The organism is Priestia sp. JV24, assembly GCF_025910025.1.
Lineage (GTDB): Bacteria > Bacillota > Bacilli > Bacillales > Bacillaceae_H > Priestia > Priestia megaterium.
In genome coordinates this window covers 349,915-366,197 of sequence record NZ_JAPCIN010000023.1, presented here as the reverse complement: position 1 = coordinate 366,197, position 16,283 = coordinate 349,915, and the positions used below count along the sequence as shown (strand labels likewise).

At 39.1% G+C, this 16,283-nt stretch carries 17 protein-coding genes; 16 read left to right on the top strand and 1 reads right to left on the bottom strand.

Annotated elements, in window-relative coordinates; translation table 11 throughout:
* The first annotated feature begins 11 nt into the window (after nt 1–11).
* From meaB to OK414_RS23110, 7 genes are all read left to right on the top strand, one after another.
* Nucleotides 12–1,007: a methylmalonyl Co-A mutase-associated GTPase MeaB gene (gene meaB, locus OK414_RS23140; RefSeq protein WP_034648973.1), complete on the top strand. Its 996-nt coding sequence runs from the start codon at nt 12–14 to the stop codon at nt 1,005–1,007.
* 193 nt (nt 1,008–1,200) lie between these two features.
* Entirely contained in the window at nt 1,201–1,638 is a 438-nt protein-coding gene (locus OK414_RS23135; RefSeq protein ID WP_013084970.1) for a BrxA/BrxB family bacilliredoxin, read from the top strand.
* 281 nt (nt 1,639–1,919) lie between these two features.
* Nucleotides 1,920–2,723 (top strand): transporter substrate-binding domain-containing protein, encoded by an 804-nt coding sequence (locus tag OK414_RS23130; RefSeq protein WP_026106695.1) that lies wholly within the window; start codon nt 1,920–1,922, stop codon nt 2,721–2,723.
* A gap of 31 nt (nt 2,724–2,754) precedes the next feature.
* Entirely contained in the window at nt 2,755–3,414 is a 660-nt protein-coding gene (locus OK414_RS23125; RefSeq protein WP_013059114.1) for an amino acid ABC transporter permease, read from the top strand.
* Nucleotides 3,407–4,129 carry an amino acid ABC transporter ATP-binding protein gene (locus OK414_RS23120; protein ID WP_013059113.1) on the top strand — a complete coding sequence of 241 codons (723 nt, stop codon included), beginning with the start codon at nt 3,407–3,409 and terminating at the stop codon, nt 4,127–4,129. The genes OK414_RS23125 and OK414_RS23120 overlap by 8 nt, the downstream gene beginning before the upstream one ends.
* Nucleotides 4,130–4,288: 159 nt before the next feature.
* A complete protein-coding gene (locus tag OK414_RS23115; RefSeq protein ID WP_013059112.1) occupies nt 4,289–5,239 on the top strand; it encodes an aromatic acid exporter family protein in 951 nt (316 codons plus the stop codon).
* 98 nt (nt 5,240–5,337) lie between these two features.
* The gene (locus OK414_RS23110; protein WP_034648976.1) at nt 5,338–5,862 is read left to right on the top strand and encodes a L,D-transpeptidase; all 525 of its coding nucleotides are present in this window, start codon (nt 5,338–5,340) and stop codon (nt 5,860–5,862) included.
* A 75-nt stretch (nt 5,863–5,937) separates the two neighbouring features.
* On the opposite strand, the gene prli42 is transcribed toward OK414_RS23110, so the two are convergent.
* On the bottom strand, nt 5,938–6,033 hold the full coding sequence (gene prli42 / locus OK414_RS23105) for a stressosome-associated protein Prli42 (RefSeq protein ID WP_016765525.1): 96 nt from the start codon (nt 6,031–6,033) through the stop codon (nt 5,938–5,940).
* A 150-nt stretch (nt 6,034–6,183) separates the two neighbouring features.
* Between prli42 and mce the strand changes: the two genes are divergently transcribed.
* The 9 genes from mce (at nt 6,184) to OK414_RS23060 (ending at nt 16,225) form a co-directional block, all read left to right on the top strand.
* Nucleotides 6,184–6,609: a methylmalonyl-CoA epimerase gene (mce, locus tag OK414_RS23100; RefSeq protein ID WP_013084964.1), complete on the top strand. Its 426-nt coding sequence runs from the start codon at nt 6,184–6,186 to the stop codon at nt 6,607–6,609.
* Nucleotides 6,602–8,152 carry an acyl-CoA carboxylase subunit beta gene (locus tag OK414_RS23095; protein WP_013084963.1) on the top strand — a complete coding sequence of 517 codons (1,551 nt, stop codon included), beginning with the start codon at nt 6,602–6,604 and terminating at the stop codon, nt 8,150–8,152. The genes mce and OK414_RS23095 overlap by 8 nt, the downstream gene beginning before the upstream one ends.
* A 25-nt stretch (nt 8,153–8,177) precedes the next feature.
* Entirely contained in the window at nt 8,178–9,296 is a 1,119-nt protein-coding gene (locus tag OK414_RS23090) for a M20/M25/M40 family metallo-hydrolase (RefSeq protein WP_016765524.1), read from the top strand.
* A 225-nt stretch (nt 9,297–9,521) separates the two neighbouring features.
* A complete protein-coding gene (locus tag OK414_RS23085; protein WP_016765523.1) occupies nt 9,522–10,883 on the top strand; it encodes an NAD(P)-dependent oxidoreductase in 1,362 nt (453 codons plus the stop codon).
* Nucleotides 10,884–10,904: 21 nt separating this feature from the next.
* Nucleotides 10,905–12,185, top strand: coding sequence for an NAD-dependent dihydropyrimidine dehydrogenase subunit PreA (preA, locus tag OK414_RS23080; RefSeq protein ID WP_013084960.1), 1,281 nt, complete (start codon nt 10,905–10,907; stop codon nt 12,183–12,185).
* A gap of 19 nt (nt 12,186–12,204) precedes the next feature.
* On the top strand, nt 12,205–13,623 hold the full coding sequence (hydA, locus tag OK414_RS23075; RefSeq protein ID WP_016765522.1) for a dihydropyrimidinase: 1,419 nt from the start codon (nt 12,205–12,207) through the stop codon (nt 13,621–13,623).
* 33 nt (nt 13,624–13,656) lie between these two features.
* Complete coding sequence (locus OK414_RS23070) at nt 13,657–13,869, top strand: hypothetical protein (protein ID WP_013084958.1); 213 nt, start codon at nt 13,657–13,659, stop codon at nt 13,867–13,869.
* 393 nt (nt 13,870–14,262) lie between these two features.
* On the top strand, nt 14,263–14,454 hold the full coding sequence (locus OK414_RS23065) for a hypothetical protein (RefSeq protein ID WP_013084957.1): 192 nt from the start codon (nt 14,263–14,265) through the stop codon (nt 14,452–14,454).
* 139 nt (nt 14,455–14,593) lie between these two features.
* Nucleotides 14,594–16,225 (top strand): PucR family transcriptional regulator, encoded by a 1,632-nt coding sequence (locus OK414_RS23060; RefSeq protein ID WP_016765520.1) that lies wholly within the window; start codon nt 14,594–14,596, stop codon nt 16,223–16,225.
* Nucleotides 16,226–16,283 lie beyond the last annotated feature (58 nt).

Genomic DNA, 16,283 nt, shown 5'->3' with positions numbered 1-16,283 from the left:
GAAGACAATTGATGAAATTAAAAACGGTACAAGATTATAAACAAGGGCTGCTTGAAGGAAAAAGAACAGCGTTAGCTCAAGCTATTACTTTAATTGAAAGTAAAGCGCCGAAGCATAAAGTAATAGCACAACAGCTGATTAAAGAAATCTATCCTCATACGGGGCATTCAGTGCGCATTGGTTTTACAGGCGTACCCGGAGCGGGAAAAAGTACGCTGATTGACAAATTTGGGTCGTACCTATGCAAAAATGGCCATTCCGTTGCAGTTTTGGCAGTTGATCCAAGCAGTACCTTGTCTGGAGGAAGTATTTTAGGAGATAAAACGAGAATGGAGCTTCTTACCAAACAAGAGAATGCTTTTGTCCGTCCTTCACCTTCTCAAGGAACGCTTGGAGGTGTTCATCTTAAAACGAGAGAAGCCATTTTTCTTTGTGAAGCGGCTGGGTATAACATCATATTTGTCGAAACGATGGGTGTTGGCCAAGGTGAAATGATTGTAAAAGAGATGGTAGACTTCTTTGTTTTGCTTGCTTTAACCGGAGCAGGAGATGATTTGCAAGGAATTAAAAAAGGGCTGCTTGAATGGGTTAATTTAATTTGTGTAAATAAAGCAGACGGGGATAACCGGCTAAAAGCAGAAGTGACTGCAAAAGAATACGAAAGCATCATCGGCTTCCTTCACGGTCATTCTGGAGGATGGAACCCACAGGTCATCACAACTTCTGCTTATGAAGAAGCATCATTTCAAGACTTGTGGAAGAAAATTTGTGACTATAAGGAATGGATGAATAAAAATGATCTGTTTTATACAGTAAGGCAAAAGCAAATGAAGGCATGGTTACAAGCAAGTGTTAATGAATATTTACAAGAATCATTTTATGAACATCCTTTAGTTAAGCAAAAACTAGGGGATGTTGAAAAACAAATGATGACGGGAGATGCCACAATGGCTGAAGCTCTCGAACACTTGATTAAAATCTATCAGCAGGCGATGAAAGAAATGTAAAAAAGGATCCTGCATTTTATGCGGATCCTTCTACACTAGGGAGTTAAGAGTATGGTTTTCTAGCTGTAAAAATAGTATCACCATTTTTTTTCTTGTTTAATCTTGATTACCAACAAAAAATGAGTCAAAGCAATCGCCTTTTTAGTTTTCGTTTGCTATGATAAAGAATAGATAGCAAAAGGGAGGTATGAAAATGAATATCGATTTTAACTTGTTTATGAACGACGTTGTTCGTCAAGCCCGTAAAGAAATTACAGCTGCTGGTTATACAGAATTAACGACGGCTGAAGCGGTAGATGAAACGTTTAAACAGCCTGGTACAACGCTTGTAATGGTGAATTCAGTTTGCGGTTGTGCAGGAGGTATTGCAAGACCTGCTGCAGCGCACGCTGTACATTATGATAAACGTCCAACAAACTTGGTTACAGTATTTGCTGGGCAAGATAAAGAAGCAACTGCACGTGCACGCGAATACTTTGAAGGTTATCCGCCTTCATCTCCATCTTTCGCCTTATTAAAAGACGGAAAAATTATCACAATGGTAGAGCGTCACGAAATTGAAGGCCACGAGCCAATGTCAGTTGTGATGAAGCTACAAGAAGCATTCGAACAGCACTGTGAAGAAGTGTAAGAGAGAAGCCGTTTTGAACGGCTTCTTTTTTTATGCGTTTTTTTACCTATCTGTATGCAGACTTTCTAACGAGTGGAAAATGTTGAGAAAAGGTATTTTCAAATAGTGAAACTTATATTTAAAAAAGATATTGCATATTTATAATGTTGTGTTAAAATACATTTATATGAATATATATTTAAATTTCGACATTTACTTGCAATAGCAAAAAACTTATTTCATAATATTATTAATTTTTAAAAAATAATGTAAGGAATAAACTAGGGGGAACGAAGATGAAATTGAAGAAGTGGTTATCGGTAACGGCAATTGGTCTTTTAACAGCAGGCGTTTTAGCTGCATGCGGAGCAGGAGAAGGAACGTCTAATGGCGGAGCAAGCAGCGACGACAAAGATAAAAAAGTACTAGTAATGGGAACATCAGCAGATTACCCACCATTTGAATATATTGATACGGCAAAAGGTGATAGTGAAGCAATCGGATTTGACGTAGATTTAGCAAAAACAATCGGTAAAAAGTTAGGCTATGACGTACAGGTGAAGGATATGGAATTTGGCGGATTAATTCCAGCTTTACAATCTAATAAAGTCGATTTAGTTTTAGCTGGTATGACGCCAACTGAAAAGCGTAAAAAGAACGTGGACTTCTCAGACGTATATTATGAAGCAAAAAACATGATTGTATCGAAGAAAGATGCGCCAATTAAAAATGCAGAAGAACTAAAAGGGAAAACAGTCGGTGTACAAACTTCTTCTATCCAAGCAGACGAAGCAAAAGAAATTGCAAAAGAAGTTGACGGAGTAAATGTAACAACGCGTGACCGTATTCCAGAACTAATTCAAGAAATGAAATCAAATCGTATCGATGCAGCGATTATTGAAGATACAGTAGCTAAAGGGTATGTGAACAAAGACAAAAGCTTGCAAATGTCTGATACAGGACGTCCAGATTCAAGTAAAGGATCAGCAATCGCATTTCCTAAAGACAGCAAGCTAACGAATGACTTTAACCGTGAATTAAAGAAAATGAAAGAAAACGGTGAATTAGATAAATTAATCGTTAAGTGGTTTGACGACCAAAAATAAGAATGATAGTTAGAGAGGAATGGAACTAGGCATGAATTTGGATTTTTCGCAAATCGTGCCTTCTATGCCTTATATTTTAAAAGGGATAGGGGTAACGATACAGATAGTCCTAGCTTCAGCAATTTTAGGGTTTGTGCTGGGAGTTATTTTATCTTTATGTAAAATCAGCCGCAATAAACCTCTTCAATGGTTTGCGGATGCATATACGTCCGTGTTTCGCGGAACACCGCTAGTATTGCAATTATTATTAATATACTTTGGATTACCTCAGCTGCTCGGGTTTGATATTGCCCCGTTTCCAGCGGCCGTTGCTGCGTTCGGGCTAAACTCTGCAGCATATATATCTGAAATTATTCGCGCTGGTATTTTAGCTGTTGATAAAGGACAGCGTGAAGCGGCATTAGCGTTAGGAATTCCTTATCGCCGCATGATGGGACAAATTATTTTGCCACAGGCACTTAAAAATATTTTACCTGCTTTAATGAATGAGTTCATTACATTAACAAAGGAATCAGCTATCGTTACAGTTATTGGAGCACTCGACATTATGCGCCGTGCTTACATTGTAGGTGGAGAAAAATTCGCCTACCTTGAACCGTTAATTTTTGCAGGGTTGATTTATTATGTAATGGTAATGGGCTTAACGCTCCTTGGTAAAGCAGTCGAGAGGAGAATGAGAAAAGGTGATTAACGTTGAAAATTTACACAAATCATTTGGTAAAAATGAAGTTTTAAAAGGTATTTCAACTACGATTAAAGAAAAAGAAGTCGTAGCTGTTATTGGCCCTTCTGGTTCTGGTAAATCTACTTTTTTACGCTGTATGAACCTGCTTGAAGAACCGACGAGCGGAGTAGTTTCAATTAACGGTCAAGTGATTACAGATAAAAAAACAAACATTATGCGTGTGCGTGAAAACGTAGGAATGGTATTTCAGCATTTTCACTTGTTTCCACATATGACAGTGCTTGAAAATTTGACGTATGCTCCGATGACGGTAAAAGGCGTGTCAAGAGAAACGGCTGTTGCTAAAGGCAAAGAATTACTCCAAAAAGTGGGACTTGCTCAAAAAGCCAACGAGTTTCCAAATCGCTTATCGGGCGGTCAAAAGCAGCGTGTAGCTATTGCCAGAGCACTGGCAATGGAGCCGAAAGTGATGCTGTTTGACGAACCAACCTCAGCATTAGATCCAGAGATGGTAAAAGAAGTACTAGATGTAATGAAGTCGCTAACAGAAACAGGAATGACGATGGTCATTGTAACGCATGAAATGGGATTTGCACGAGAAGTAGCGGATCGTGTGCTGTTTTTAGACGGCGGTGTCCTTGTTGAAGATGCGCCTCCGGCTGAATTTTTCTCAGCTCCTAAAAGCAAGCGTGCTAAAGATTTCTTAGAAAAGATTTTATAATAAAAAAGTGCAGGAAGAGTACGATCTTTTCTGCACTTTTTTTATTGGAATTTATACAGTACAGCAAGATTTAAGGTTGTGTTATTTTTCTATTCGTGTTAATAAAGAATAGAGTATTTTATCACACTAAAAAGAAACCAACATGTAGGAGTCTAGAAAATGAAATTTAAAATTGGGTACCGGACAATTAAAACAGCCGTCGGTACATCACTGGCTATTATTATAGCTCAGTTCTTTCACCTCGAGTTTTTTGTATCAGCTGGAATTATCACCATTTTGTGCATTCAAAATTCAAAGAAAAAATCGTTGCGAAGTGCAAGCGATCGTTTTATTGCTTGTTCTTTATCCATTCTGTTTTCGTTTATATTCTTTGAAGGGATTGCTTATCATCCACTTGTTATAGGACTGATGCTGCTTTTGTTTATCCCGGTTACGGTTATATTCAAAGTTAATGCAGGCATTGTTACAAGCTCCGTTATTTTGCTTCATATTTACTCCAAAGGCAATATGACATGGGGAATCGTCTTTAATGAACTTGGCTTAATTGTAATTGGGATAGGTGTTGCCCTGCTTGTGAATTTATACATGCCAAGTTTAGATCAAGAGCTTCGCACGTATCAGCAAGAAATTGAAGAAAATTTCCGGTCGATGTTAAAAGAAATTGCCCTGTATCTCAGAACCAATGACAGCAGCTGGGACGGTAAGGAAATTGCAGATACGGTAAAAATTTTAGAAAAAGCAAAAAGCCTTGCGTTTCGTGATGTAGAAAATCATTTTGTGCGTGGGGAAAATTATTATTACCGCTATTTTAAAATTCGTGAAAAACAGCTTGAAATTATTGAGCGTACCCTTCCTCTCATTACCGCTATTGATTTGGTGGTAGAACAGCGCTACATGATTGCCGATTTTATTGAAGAATTAAGTCTATCCATCCACCCGGGTAATACAGCAAAATTATTTTTAGCCAAACTTCAGCATTTACGAGAAGCGTTTGCAGAGATGCCGCTTCCCAAAACGCGGGAAGAGTTTGAAGCGCGTGCCGATTTACTGCACGTAGTCAAAGAAATTGAACAATATTTGGTTATTAAACAAACCTTAAAAATAAGTTAAACAGTATGCATGTTGTTTATCTTGCTTACGAACACTAAATAAGACAAGAGATACCTCTCTTATCTTTTACTTAGGACTAACGTAAGGTGGTGGATTACGTGCATGTGTTTGCTTTTATCCTTTTACTACTATCTCCGGTTTGGCCATTAGGAGAAAATCCGTTGCCAAATGATCCTTATATTATTATTAATAAACAAAGCAATGAGCTTGCTTATATTCAAAATAAAGAAATTAAACAAATTATTAAAGTAGCAACGGGGAAAGCAGTTAATCTGACGCCCGAAGGGGAGTTCACGGTAACAGTAAAAGCTGTTAATCCTTATTATCGGAGAAGTAATATTGAAGGAGGCGCTCCTCAAAATCCTCTAGGTGTAAGGTGGATTGGGTTTGATGCAAGAGAGACTGACGGACGTATTTACGGCATTCACGGTACAAATCAGCCGGATTCCATCGGTAAATATGTATCGAATGGCTGTATTCGCGTAGAAAATCGTGAAGTAAGCCATTTATATGATCAAGTCCCGTTAGGTACAAAAGTATGGATTGTATCTACAGATCAATCTTTTGAAGAGTTAGCCGCTCAAAAAGGCATTGTGAATATACAGCAAAAGACTGGTGACTAGTCACCAGTCTTTTTTATATGTTTGCATTGCACAAAGAAGGAGCAGTGCATCTATGTTTTTAGTCATCAGTCTCGATTAAAACCACATGGCAAGTCCCGCTAAAAGCGTAGATATTAACATGACAAGAAGCATTAAAAACACAACGGTTTTTTGGATTTTCTTATTAGACATACAACCAAAGTCCTCCTACACGTTTTTTTCTTATTTTACATGTCTTCCGCTGCTTAGACAAGCAACTTTCTGTAGACACGCGAGCAGGAGATTTCTTTTGTTTTCAAGAATATGTGTAAATGAAAACGCTTTTTTAAAAGAGGTGAGAAAGTGATAAAAGGAATTGATCACATAGGAATAGCTGTAAAATCAATTGAAGGCAGCCTCCCTTTTTATGAAAAGGTATTAGGACTGTCTCTATTAAAAGTAGAAGAAGTAGAAGAACAAGGAGTAAAAGTTGCTTTTATTCAGTGCGGCAACGTAAAAATTGAATTATTAGAGCCGCTCTTTGAAGACAGTGCTGTCGGCGCGTTCATCAAAAAGAGAGGTGAAGGTCTTCATCATGTGGCTTTAGGTGTGCGAACGATTGAAGAACGGATTCACGAGTTAAAGGAAAAGGGTGTACAAATGATTGACGATGTTCCGAGAAAAGGCGCAGGGGAAGCATCCATTGCTTTTTTGCATCCAAAGTCAGCAAACGGTGTTCTTTATGAGCTCTGTGAAAAAACACTAGAGGAGGAGAAGAAACATGGTTGACATTTATGATAAATTAAATGAATTGTACGATAAGCGCCGGAAGATCGAGTTAGGCGGTGGAGACGAAAAAATTGAAAAACAGCACCATAAAGGGAAACTAACGGCACGCGAACGAATTGAAATTCTTTTGGATGAACATACATTTGTTGAATTAAATCCATTTATTGAACATCGGTGTGCGGATTTCAGTATGAATAATCAAGTAGGACCAGGAGACGGGGTAGTAACAGGTTACGGCAAGATAAACGGTCGCTCAGTCTATTTGTTTTCGCAAGATTTTACGGTATTCGGAGGCGCGTTAGGTGAAATGCATGCTAAAAAAATTGCGCACGTAATGGACTTAGCTGCTAAAACAGGCGTGCCGTTTATTGGATTAAATGATTCAGGCGGGGCTCGTATTCAAGAGGGCGTCATGTCTCTTGATGGATACGGTCATATTTTTTATCGAAATGCCATTTATTCGGGTGTCATGCCTCAAATATCTGTTATTATGGGGCCTTGTGCAGGCGGAGCCGTGTACTCACCGGCGATTACGGACTTTGTTTTTATGGTAGAAGAAACAAGTCAAATGTTCATTACAGGACCAAAAGTAATTGAAACGGTAACGGGAGAAAGCATTTCCTCTGAAAATCTTGGAGGAGCAGCTGTCCATAACGAAATTAGCGGTAATGCCCATTTTAGAGGTGCAACAGAACAAGAGGTGCTAGAACAAGTACGAACGCTCTTAAGCTATCTTCCTCAGTCTAGCCAAGAGCAGCCTCCTTTAGCCTCAAAGGCAGAGTCTGATCATTATCGTCCGGATTTATTAGACGTTGTCCCGTTTGATGCCGTGCGCCCTTACGATGTGCGTCAAGTCATTCACCAAGTGGTGGACGAACACTCATTTTTTGAAGTGCAAAAAGACTTTGCAAGAAATATTGTCATTGGTTTTGCCCGCATAGATGGAAAAGTTGTCGGACTTGTGTGTAACCAGCCTAAAGTAATGGCAGGCAGTTTAGATATTAACTCCTCAGATAAAGCAGCAAGGTTTATTCGATTTTGCGATTCATTTAATATCCCACTTATTACATTTGAAGATGTTACAGGTTTTTTCCCAGGTATCAAGCAGGAACATGGCGGAATTATACGTCATGGTGCTAAAATTTTATATGCATACTCCGAAGCTACCGTTCCGAAAATCACGGTGATTTTGCGAAAGGCGTACGGAGGTGCATACGTAGCTTTAAATAGTAAATCGATTGGAGCGGACCTTGTGTATTCGTGGCCGAATGCCGAAATCGCTGTTATGGGTCCTCAAGGTGCTGCAAATATTATCTTTGCAAACGACATTCGAGGTAGCGAAAACCCAGATGAAACAAGACACGAAAAAATTGAACAGTATCGCGAGAAATTTGCTAATCCTTACGTAGCGGCAAGCGCTGGAATGGTGGATGATGTTATTGATCCTCGGGAAACGCGAATAAAATTAATACAAGCGCTTGAAATGTTGCACAATAAAAAGGAAGAGCGTCCAGCAAAGAAACATGGTAACATACCATTGTAGGTTATTTTTGGAGGGATTACATATTATGATTAATGAACAACGAATCGTTGATTTATTTATTGAATTAGTACAAGTAGACTCAGAAACAAAGCATGAAGAAAAAATTGCTGTTGTACTAAAAGAAAAATTTACCGCATTAGGCGTCGAAGTAGTAGAAGATGATGCCAAAGAAAAAACGGGCCACGGAGCCAACAACTTAATCTGCACACTGCCAGCTACAAAAGAAGGTGTAGACACAATCTACTTTACTTCTCATATGGATACAGTCGTACCTGGAAACGGTATTAAACCATCTATTGAAGATGGCTATATTAAAAGTGACGGCACGACAATTCTTGGAGCGGATGATAAAGCAGGCTTAGCAGCAATGCTAGAAGCCATCACCGTATTAAAAGAAGAAAACATCGCGCACGGCAAAATTGAATTTATTATTACAGTAGGAGAAGAATCTGGCTTAGTGGGCGCTAAAGCTCTTGATTCTAGCCTCGTAACGGCAAAATTCGGCTATGCTTTAGATAGCGATGGCAAAGTGGGAGACATTATCGTTGCTGCGCCGACGCAAGCAAAAGTAAATGCAACAATTTATGGAAAAACAGCTCATGCAGGTGTAGCTCCTGAACGAGGCGTTTCTGCTATTACGATCGCTTCAAGAGCCATTTCTAAAATGCCGCTTGGACGTATTGATGAAGAGACTACAGCGAATATTGGACGCTTTGAAGGCGGAACGCAAACGAATATCGTGTGTGACCGCGTCGATATTTTAGCAGAAGCTCGTTCATTAATTCCAGAAAAAATGGAAGCGCAAGTAGCGAAAATGAAAGAAGCGTTTGAAACAGCTGCACAAGAAATGGGCGGACGTGCAGAAGTTGATATTAAAGTGATGTATCCAGGCTTTAAATTTGGCGATGGAGATCATGTTGTCGAAGTTGCTAAAAAAGCCGTGGTTAATATCGATCGTCCTTCACGCCTGCTTCAAAGCGGAGGCGGAAGCGATGCAAATGTAATCGCAGGCTTTGATATCCCAACAGTCAACTTAGCAGTTGGTTATGAAGATATTCATACAACAAATGAAAAAATTCCGGTAGAAGAACTGGTGAAGACATCTGAACTAGTAGTGTCGATTATTAAAGAAGTAGCCAAATAATAGTTGCAGCCTTGCTTTTATATAAAAGCAAGGCTTTTTACATAGTGAATAGTAAATAGTCTGAATTTTTTAACATAATGTATAATGAAGAAAAGACGGTCGTTTTGTACAATAAAGTTAGTAATACATTTTACCAAAGTAGAAGTTGAAAATAACGTATATAAAAAATATGTAAGCGCTTTCAATTTTAGTTTTATCAACAGATATCCTTGGGAGGTTGATGCAATGCGATCACAGGAAAGTTTGCAGTCCATCATTCAAAACTTTAATGAAGTAGAAAAAGGGTTGTCAGATAGAGAAGCAGTCGAAGAATCTAATCGATGTTTGTACTGTTATGATGCACCCTGTATTCAGGCATGCCCTACAGGAATTGACATCCCGACGTTTATTAAAAAAATTGCATCGGGCAATTTAAAGGGGTCTGCCGAAACGATTATGTCTTCTAATCCCGTAGGAGCAAGCTGTTCGAGAGTTTGTCCAACCGATGAACTATGTGAAGGAGCGTGTGTACTTAACCACTCAACCAAACCAATTATGATTGGAAATTTGCAGCGCTACGCAACGGATTGGGCTATTCAAAATGAACAGGTGCTGTTTGAGAAAGGAAGAGCAAACGGTAAAAAGGTAGCAATTGTTGGTGGAGGTCCGGCGGGTCTCTCTGCAGCAAGAGAACTGGCGCGATTTGGATATGATGTAACCATTTTTGAAGCGGAAAAACAAGCAGGAGGGTTAAATACATATGGAATCGTGTCGTTTCGTCTTCCTCAAGCGATTTCATTCTGGGAAGTTGAACAAGTAAAAAGATTAGATGTAAAAATTAAAACAAACGTAAGAATTGGAGAAGATATTCTTCCGAGCGAATTGCTGCAGTCGTATGACGCGGTTGTATTAGCTATTGGTATGAGCAAGGTGCCTTCTCTACATGTTGAAGGTGAAGAGCTAGACGGTGTGTATGATGCGATTGATTTTGTGAAAAAAACGAAGTCAGAAGCGTTATCAACAGAATTTGTGGGTAAGCGTGTTGCCGTCATTGGTGCGGGAAATACTGCGATTGATGGTGCTACATGTTCCGTGCGCTTGGGGGCTGAAAATGTTCAAATTTTATACCGTCGTACACGAGAAGAAATGACGGCTTATGATTTTGAATTTGAATTTGCAAAACAAGATGGTGTTGAATTCCGCTGGTTAACGGCTCCTATACGAATTATTGGAGATGAAAATGGTAAGGTGAGCGGGATTGAATGTGTAAAAATGACTCTAACAGATCCAGATGCAGACGGCCGAAGAAAGCCTGTTCCTGTTGAAGGTTCAACGTTTACCATTCCAGTCGATGCTGTTGTTAAAGCAATTGGTCAAGAACGGTACCTGTCTTTGATTCAACAATTTCAGCTGCATCATGAAGACGGAGTTGTCTTAATTAATCAAGAGACGTTTCAAACATCAAATCCAAAAGTATTTGCTTGCGGAGACGTTATTTTTGGTAAAGGGCAAGGAGAAGCAATGGTTGTGACCGCTGCTCAGCAAGGAAAACAAACGGCGTTAAATATTCATATGCAGTTAACAAAAGAAACAATGGAAACAGCTTAAAATCAGGAGGAGGAGAAATCTATGGCAGATTTAACAACAAATTTAGCAGGTATTCAATCACCAAATCCGTTTTGGCTGGCATCCGCACCGCCAACCAATTCAGGTTATCAAGTGCAGCGTGCATTTGAAGCAGGCTGGGGAGGCGCAGTTTGGAAAACGCTTGGTGATCCGATTTTAAATGTTTCCTCACGATTTGCTGCCGTTGGCTTCAACGGTCAGCGCGTAGCCGGCTTTAATAATATTGAGTTAATCACCGATCGTCCTCTTGAAGTTAATTTGAAGGAAATCTATGAAACGAAAAAGAAGTTTCCTAACCACGCAATTATTGCCTCTCTTATGGTAGAGCCTCAGCAAGAAAAATGGCATGAAATTGTCAAAAAAGTAGAAGACGTAGGAGTGGATGGATTAGAGCTGAACTTTGGGTGTCCGCATGGAATGGCAGAACGAGGGATGGGTGCTGCCTCTGGGCAAGTCCCTGATTTGGTTGAAAAACAAACGTATTGGGCTAAAGAAGTTGCCCAAACGCCGGTCATTGTTAAATTAACTCCAAATATCACAGATATCACCGTTACAGCAGAAGCAGCGGTTCGAGGCGGTGCTGACGCTGTGAGCATGATTAACACTATTAATAGTTTAGCAGGAGTAGACATTCATTCATGGAATACGATTCCACACGTAGCAGGAAAAGGCGCTCACGGAGGTTATTGCGGCCCGGCTGTTAAGCCGATTGCATTAAACATGGTTGCTGAATGTGCGAGAAGTCCGTTTATTAACGTTCCAATATCAGGTATGGGAGGCGTTTCGAACTGGCAAGAAGCCGTCGAATTTATGCTCATGGGTGCTACAGGTGTGCAAGTATGTACAGCTGCAATGCATCACGGGTTCCGCATTGTAGAGGATATGATTCAAGGTCTCAATTATTATTTGGATGAAAGAGGAATTGAAAAAGTAAGTGATATTGTAGGGAAAGCCGTTTCAAAATATTCCGACTGGGGCAACTTAGATCTCAATTATAAAGTAGTGGCTCGCATCGATCCGGATACGTGTATTAACTGCAATAAATGTCATATTTCTTGTGAAGATACTTCTCACCAATGTATTGATATGCTGAAAGACCCTTCAGGAAAATCTTATTTAAAAGTAAGAGAAGAAGATTGTGTAGGCTGTAATTTATGTTCGATTGTATGTCCGGTGGATGGGGCTATATCCATGGTTGAATTACCGAATGAACAGCCTCCAATGACGTGGAATGAACGCCAAGCTGCTTTACAAGCGACGGCTGCACAGCGATTAGACGTATAAATACAAAGGGGATGAAGAAATGAAGAAAATCGTTAAAAATGGTGTGGTAGTCACAGCAACAGATACGTATAAAGCCGATATTTTAATTGAAAATGGAGTTATTTCGGCAATTGGCTCGGCATTTGAAGAGCAGGGTTGTGAAGTGATTGATGCAAAAGGCAACTATATATTTCCAGGAGGGATCGATCCTCATACTCATTTAGATATGCCGTTTGGAGGCACCGTTACAAAAGATGACTTTGAAACAGGTACAAGAGCAGCAGCTTTTGGAGGTACGACAACTGTTATTGATTTTTGCTTAACCAATAAAGGCGAACCGCTGCAAAAAGCGATCGGCACATGGCATGAAAAATCAAAAGGAAAAGCGGCTATCGATTATAGCTTTCATCTAATGATTGGAGAAATCACGGAAGATGTATTAAATGAGCTTCCTACGATTATTGAAAAAGAAGGAATTACTTCTTTTAAAGTATTCATGGCCTATAAAAATGTTTTTCAAGCAGACGATGCTACCCTTTATCAAACGCTAGTGCAAGCTAAAAAATTAGGGGCGCTTGTGATGGTACATGCTGAAAATGGAGATGTTATTGAGTATTTAACGGCAAAAGCACTAGAACAAGGACAAACCGATCCTATCTATCATGCACTGACTCGCCCTCCAGAAATAGAAGGAGAAGCTACGGGAAGAGCCGCGGTGCTAACGGAGCTGGCTGACTCACAGCTCTATGTTGTTCACGTGTCGTGCGCTGAAGCAGTTAAAAAGATTGCTGAAGCAAGGGAAAAAGGCGTAAATATCTGGGGCGAAACGTGTCCGCAGTATTTGATGCTTGACCAAACCTATTTAGAAAAACCGAATTTTGAAGGAGCAAAATACGTATGGTCGCCGCCTTTACGTGAAAAATGGAACCAAGATGTTTTGTGGAATGCTCTGCGTAATGGCGACTTGCAAACGATTGGATCAGATCAGTGTTCGTTTGATTTTAACGGTCAAAAAGATCTGGGAAAAGGAGATTTTACGAAAATTCCAAACGGAGGCCCTATTATCGAGGATCGCATGAGTATTTTATTTTCAGAAGGAGTAGTGAAGAAACGAATTAATATCAATCAGTTTGTAGATATAACATCAACAAAAATTGCTAAGCTGTTCGGACTGTACCCGAAAAAAGGAACAATAGCGGTTGGCGCAGACGCGGATCTGCTTATATTTGACCCTTCTGTTGAACGTACGATTTCAGCAAACACGCATCATATGGCAGTTGATTATAGCGCATTTGAGGGAATGAAAGTCACGGGTGAGCCGGTTTCAGTACTTTGCCGCGGGGAATTTGTCGTAAAAGATAAGCAGTTTGTCGGTCAAAAAGGCTACGGACAATTTACAAAACGAGCAAAGTTTAATGAGTTAAACACGGCTAACGAAGCTGAAAAATTAATGTTATAAAAACAGATGAAGAAATAGATCGGGGGCAGGGAAATGTCAAGTTACCATGAATATATGGCAGAGCGAGAAAAGATTGATTTTTTGCTGCAAAAAGGATTTAAAATAACAGCCGTAACGGAGAATCTAAGCGGGGCATTTGTGACGTTTGAACGCACCGAAAATAACCAAACCGAACAAGAAACCCTTCATATATTGACGGCGGATGCTAGAAAATATTTTTCATCCGTACTGATTCAACAAGTATAAAAACGGAGGCTGGGACAAAATTAATTTAGCTGAAGGAAGATCCGAACGGTGAATCGTTCGGATTTTTTTATTGGCAGGGTGAACGTAGGTTTCATATACGAAGGTGCTTCTAGCTGTTGATTGGAATTTTAATTATGTTTCAATCTCTTTATTTGTTTACTAATCCCTATAAGTTATTTACTATATTGGCTGACAAAAGTGATCCGTTTTTGTGTTTTTTTCGTTTTGGATGTGAAACAAAATAACTAGATATTATCCATTGACTGTATTACAGTTGTTACATTTCGTTTACATCGAAAGAGAAAAGGTTTAGTTATCTAGTAAATTGTAGTAAATATTATAGTAGAACGTTTTCAAACTAAATCTATTAAATACGAAAAGGGTGTGACACGGATGGATCAAGCTATGCAGTGTATGACACAGGAAGAAACAAAAATTATTGATAAATTAAAAATGGAAATGTTAAATGCAGTGTCACTACAAGATTTGCGTTTTTATAAAAAAGAAATTCACCGAATTAAAGAACAAGCGGTTAAACGCCAAGGTTTTTTTAATAAATTACAGCAAACAGCTCAGAAGCTGTAACGATCCATTATCGTTACAGCTTTTTTCGTTTCTTTCATTAAATATTTTATTTCTTCTAAATATTTAATATAATGTAAGAAGATATAGCTTTTGTTCTACACATATGCGAAATACGCGTTAATGATCCAGGAGACATGATGTGAAATTCGCTAGGGGCGGTGTTGACTTGAAATCATATTTAACAGTAACAGAGATTTTAACAAGGAAACATTTTGTAAACTGTGAAGTAATAGCTGGAGAGAGAGGGCTTACTAATTCTGTTAAGTGGGTGCACGTGATGGAAGTGACGCGCATTAATGAGCTGCTAAAAGGAAACGAGCTCATTTTATCAACAGGGGTAGGCTGGGGAGAAGATTCTCAATCTTGTTTATCATTTCTTCAGCAATTAATTTCTTGCAAGGCATCAGGACTGTGTATTGAACTTGGCACTTATACTTCTAAGATTCCGCAAATTGTAATTGATAAAGCGAACGAATGTGATTTTCCGATTATTTTATTTCACGAGGAAGTTCCGTTCGTTGAAATTACGCAAGATGTTCACTCGCTTTTAATTAATCAGCACTATCAAATGATTTCCGATTTAGAACAGTATTCTCATAGGCTAAATCAGCTGCTGTTAACAGTTAATGATCCGGCCCTCATCTTGCAGTGTTTATATGAATCTACGGGGCTTCTTGTCGGCCTTAAAGTTTCAAATGAATTGATTACCTTTGCTCCTGAGATGGACTTGCTTAAACAGCAGCTCCTACTTCATTATATAAGCAGGGAAAATGAAAGTCTGCATTTTACTGAGCAGCCTATTCATTTATTAGGACAAGATTATGCTCAGCTATATGTTGCTTCTATAAATGAAGCGTTAACAGAACTTGAAGTGCTCACCGTTGACCGAACGGCGACTGCACTTGCTCAGCATTTTTTGAAGGACCTGTATGTCGAAGAGAAAAAAAGAGTAGATGAAACCGAATGGATGACAAAATGGATGAACGGAGAGTTAACTCTTGAACAAATAAAAGACTCTATGCACGAAGTGTGTTCAGATTCGCCTATTCGCGGAGGTGTCGTTGTTTGCTGTAAGTGGCAAAGGCGGGAGAAGTTTGATCGAACGTATTTTAAGCTGATCTTGAGAAGCATTTTTGAACAAGAAGGCTTTCACTTATTAGTCTCCGAGCGAAATCGCGAAGTATTATTTATTCTTTTGAACAAACGAATGGTTAGCACGTGGAGAGAGAGATTAGAAAACAGCCTTCATCGCTGGATGAATCAATATGAATCGGATGAAAATTCAAAGAGGAACGCCATTAGCTTTATCGGAATTGGCCAATACTGTGAACAGCTTGACTGCATGCATAAAAGCTATGAAACGGCTAAAGAAACGATTTCGATTCAAGAAATGCTACAAAAACAAACCATTATTCATTTTTATGATGATTTGCATATGTACCGGATTATTTCGCTTTTACATCAACATGAAGACTTACAGGAAGTGGTGTTTGAATATCTGCAGCCCGTTATTACATATGATGAAACGTATAATGCAAAACTTATGGAAACATTAAAAATTTATTTAGCATGCAACGGATCTAAACAAGAGACGGCTAAGCGTTTATACATTGTCCGGCAAACACTGTATCACCGTATCGAAAAACTAGAAAAGCTGCTGGGTGAAGACTTTATGGAGCCGGAAAAACGACTGGCAATTGAGTTTATGATTATGGCATATGAATATTTGTTTATGATGAAAAAGTCGCGCGCGGAATTTATAAACGGATAAGTAAGCAGCTGGAAACAGCTGTTTTTTTATGTCGAGGCTGATTTTACTATATGTTCAT